Origin of the sequence: Pseudomonas agronomica (genome assembly GCF_025917275.1) — a bacterium.
Lineage (GTDB): Bacteria > Pseudomonadota > Gammaproteobacteria > Pseudomonadales > Pseudomonadaceae > Aquipseudomonas > Aquipseudomonas agronomica.
In genome coordinates this window covers 1-3,743 of record NZ_JAOSHO010000476.1, presented here as the reverse complement: position 1 = coordinate 3,743, position 3,743 = coordinate 1, and the positions used below count along the sequence as shown (strand labels likewise).

Sequence of the window (3,743 nt, the reverse complement as noted above, 5' to 3'; positions counted from 1 at the left end):
TGCCCCGTTCAGGCCTGGGTTTTATAGCGCTCGGCAACCGCCGATTGCTTGATTTCGGACAACAATCCCTGCCGCGCGCCCTGCAACGCATCCCAGCGAGCACCGTCCTGCAGCGGCGGGATGGTCACCGGTTCGCGACGGTCGAAGCCGACCAGCGCGGCATCGACCAGATCGCCCACTTCCATGATCTCGTTCAAGGTATTGATGTCGATGCCGGCGCGTTCCCAGATTTCGGTCCGGGTCGCCGCCGGCAGGACGGCTTGGACGTAGACGCCTTTTGGGGTCAGTTCGAGGCTGAGCCCTTGGGACAGGAACAGCACGAATGCCTTGGTCGCGCCGTAGACCGACATGCCGAATTCCGGTGCCAGGCCAACCACCGAGCCGATGTTGATGATCGCGCCGTCGCCGGCGTTTGCCAAGCGTGGGGCGATGGCGCTGGCGAGCCGGACCAGCGCAGTGGTGTTGAGTGAAACCAGGTGCGCGACGCTGTCGGTGGTCTGTTCGATGAAGCTGCCGGATTGGGCGGCGCCTGCGTTGTTGACCAGGATGCCGATACGGTCGTCATCGCGCAGGCGGGTTTCAACTTTGTGCAGGTCGCTGATTTGGGTCAGGTCGGCCTGGAGCACGTCAACGGTCACGGTGTGTTCGTTGCGCAGTTCAGTCGCCAGTGCTTCTAGGCGCGTGCTGTCGCGGGCGACCAGCACCAGATCATGGCCGCGTTGGGCGAAGCGCTTGGCGTAGACGGCGCCGATACCGGTGGAAGCGCCGGTGATGAGAACGGTTGTGCGAGTGGTCATGGTGTCAGTCTCTTCAGGATTGGGGGGCGATCAACTGCGTGATTTTTTCGGCGCTATAGGGCATTCGCCTCGGCGAACGTCGGGTAGTCGATGTAGCCTTCGGCGCCGCCGCCATAGAGGGTCGCGGGGTTGAGGGCAGCCAAAGGAACGCCGCTTTTCAGGCGCTCCACCAGGTCTGGATTGGCGATGAACGGGCGGCCAAAGGCGATCAAGTCGACCTTGTCTTCCAGGAGCTGCGAAGTGGCCAGGTCCAGGTCATAGCCGTTGTTGGCGATGTAGGTGTTGTTGAAGCGCTGGCGCAAGCCGGCGAAATCGAACGGCGCCACGTCGCGCGGCCCGGCGGTCGCGCCTTCGACGACGTGCAGGAAGGCGATGTCCAAGGTGTTGAGCTGATCGACGATGTAGTCGAACTGCGCCTGCGGTGCGCTGCTGGACACGCCGTTGGCGGGCGAGACCGGCGAGATGCGCAGGCCGGTGCGTCCGGCACCGATCTCGCTCACGACGGCGGCGGTCACTTCCAGCAGCAGGCGGGCGCGGTTTTCAATCGAGCCGCCGTAGGCATCGGTGCGGATGTTGGCGCCGTCCTTGATGAACTGATCGACCAGATAGCCGTTCGCACCGTGGATTTCCACGCCATCGAAGCCAGCGGCGATGGCGTTGGCGGCCGCTTGGCGAAAATCGTTGACGATTCCCGGCAACTCGTCGAGGTCGAGCGCTCGCGGTTCGGACACATCCTCGAAGCTGTTATTGACGAACACCTTGGTGGCGGGGCGCAGGGCGGAGGGCGCTACCGGAGCGGCGCCGTTTTCCTGCAGGGCCACGTGGGACACGCGCCCGACGTGCCACAGTTGCAGGACTATCCGACTGCCCTTGGCATGGACCGCATCGGTCACTTCGCGCCAGCCGTCGATCTGCGCCTGGGTGTAGATGCCGGGCGTGTCCTGATAACCCTGTCCCTGCTGCGAGATCTGCGTGGCTTCGGCAATCAGCAAGCCTGCCGATGCGCGCTGGCTGTAATAGGTCGCCGCGAACTCACTGGGAACGAAGCCTTTGCCTGCGCGGTTACGCGTCAGCGGCGCCATCACGACTCGGTTGGCGAGGGTGAGGGAGCCCAGGGTATAGGGGGTAAACAGAATCTGATCGGTCATGTCTCTCGTTTCCGTGCCAGTAGATGAGCGGTGGGTGCGGCTTGCGCTTAGGATGATGACCGAAATCTAAACTGTCAACGAATTTGATTACGGTTGGCATCTATGTATGATGAAGACCTGATTGGAGTGGTACGAGGTAAACGAACATGAGAGTCACCAAGGCCCAGGCACAAGCAAACAGGGAACACATCGTCGAGACGGCGTCCGTGTTGTTTCGCGAGCGAGGTTTTGACGGGATAGGCGTGGCGGACCTGATGGCCGCGGCCGGCTTTACCCACGGCGGTTTCTACAAGCATTTCGGTTCGAAGGCCGACCTGATGGCCGAAGCCGCTGCGGACAGTCTTTCGCGCTCATTGACCAGCGCCAGCGACCTGGATGTCGCTGGGTTCTTCGCCATGTATGTCTCGCGGGAGCACCGCGACGCTCGGGGCAACGGCTGCACGATGGCGGCGTTGTGTGGCGACGCGGCGCGTCAGTCCGATGAGGTCAAGGCCACGTTTGCCAATGGGGCGGAAGGCACGCTGGCTACCCTTGAGGAAAAGTTCGAGCCCACAGGAGAAGGTGGACGGGCAAAGATGATCAACTTGCTCGCCCATGCCATCGGCGCGGTCATGCTCTCGCGCGCTTGCCCGGATGATTCGCCATTGGCAGACGAAATCCTTGAAGTTTGCCGTGATCAGATCCTGGCGTCCTTGCCAGCCTCCGACCCCGAGGAAAACCAGCGGTAGCGCATTGCGCTACCGCTGTGGGGGATCAGAAGATGAACTTGAACAGGGCAATGACCACGATCAGGCCGATCAGGAAAATGATCCCAACGGTACCACCAAGAAATTTCAACATAGGAACGCTCTCATCGGATGGGCTTAATTTTCTAGACCCTTGGCGAGAGCGCACAGTTCGTTAAATTTGCGCGATGGGTAAAAAGCCTGGGCGCCGCTCAGTGAACCGCCAGGGACCTCGGCACGGACACATGTTCGAACTTCGAAACGGTCTTGATCCAATAGCGCCGATACTCGGTCTTGTCCGGCGCCAACGGTTTTTGGCTGGACCAAGGATGTTCCGCTTTCAGGCTGGCGCGATAAGCTTCCCATTCCTTCTGCTCGGCCGCTTCCCTGGCTTTGTTTCGATCATCGAACCAACCCAGGACGTAGGCATCGCTCTGGTCAGTTCCGCTCGCTATCAGCAGATATATGTCTGTCATCACCGGTTCCCGCCGTATTCCCACCACCCAATCACTGGGCGCTTGTCATGGTATCGGCTGCGGGTGCTGGTTTTTGAAGCTGATTGATAAACGGGTTCGAGGTTCCACGGGTCAGGCATCCTCTGTCTGTGCCAGGCGCGCCATCAACCATTCGCGGAAGCGGTTGACGCTTTGCCGGTTCGGCACCTGGCCCAGGGGCTCCAACAAGCAGAATTGCGCATCGGTGCTCAAGATGGCTGATGTCGGGCGCACGAGATTGCCGGTCTGTAGGTGATCGCCGAGCAACCGCGTCCAGGCCAGGGCGATTCCCTGGCCCGCCAGTGCCGACTGGATCAGCATCGAGTAGTTGTTGATGTTGATGCGTCGACGAGGTTCTGGCGCTGGATGGCCCAGGCGCTGGAACCATTCCTTCCAGCCAATCCAGTCCCGATGCTGGTCCTCGAGCCACAGCCAGGTACAGGCGCCGAGTTGTTCAAGGTTGCCCGCCTCGGGATGCTGAGACAGGTAGGCCGGGCTGCACACCGGAAAAATTTCTTCATTGAACAGCGCAGTGACCTTCATGTTCTTGGGGGGCGTGCTGCAGTAGTACAGCGCCAG

At 61.1% G+C, this 3,743-nt stretch carries 6 protein-coding genes; 1 reads left to right on the top strand and 5 read right to left on the bottom strand.

Annotated elements, in window-relative coordinates:
• Positions 1–8 precede the first annotated feature (8 nt).
• Both OC610_RS22980 and OC610_RS22975 read right to left on the bottom strand, forming a co-directional pair.
• Complete coding sequence (locus OC610_RS22980) at positions 9–797, bottom strand: SDR family NAD(P)-dependent oxidoreductase (protein ID WP_264431065.1); 789 nt, start codon at positions 795–797, stop codon at positions 9–11.
• 53 nt (positions 798–850) lie between these two features.
• Positions 851–1,945: an alkene reductase gene (locus OC610_RS22975; RefSeq protein WP_264431064.1), complete on the bottom strand. Its 1,095-nt coding sequence runs from the start codon at positions 1,943–1,945 to the stop codon at positions 851–853.
• A 146-nt stretch (positions 1,946–2,091) separates the two neighbouring features.
• Here OC610_RS22975 and OC610_RS22970 point away from each other — a divergent pair, with 146 nt between their 5' ends.
• Positions 2,092–2,673, top strand: a complete 582-nt coding sequence (locus OC610_RS22970) for a TetR/AcrR family transcriptional regulator (protein ID WP_264431062.1) — start codon at positions 2,092–2,094, stop codon at positions 2,671–2,673.
• A gap of 25 nt (positions 2,674–2,698) precedes the next feature.
• On the opposite strand, the gene OC610_RS29845 is transcribed toward OC610_RS22970, so the two are convergent.
• From OC610_RS29845 to OC610_RS22960, 3 genes are all read right to left on the bottom strand, one after another.
• Positions 2,699–2,785 carry a small membrane protein YohP gene (locus OC610_RS29845; RefSeq protein ID WP_442087941.1) on the bottom strand — a complete coding sequence of 29 codons (87 nt, stop codon included), beginning with the start codon at positions 2,783–2,785 and terminating at the stop codon, positions 2,699–2,701.
• A gap of 97 nt (positions 2,786–2,882) precedes the next feature.
• Positions 2,883–3,146 carry a hypothetical protein gene (locus OC610_RS22965; protein ID WP_030142163.1) on the bottom strand — a complete coding sequence of 88 codons (264 nt, stop codon included), beginning with the start codon at positions 3,144–3,146 and terminating at the stop codon, positions 2,883–2,885.
• Between the two features lie 111 nt (positions 3,147–3,257).
• The coding region (locus OC610_RS22960; RefSeq protein WP_264431059.1) for a LysR substrate-binding domain-containing protein at positions 3,258–3,743 on the bottom strand (486 nt) is incomplete at its 5' end.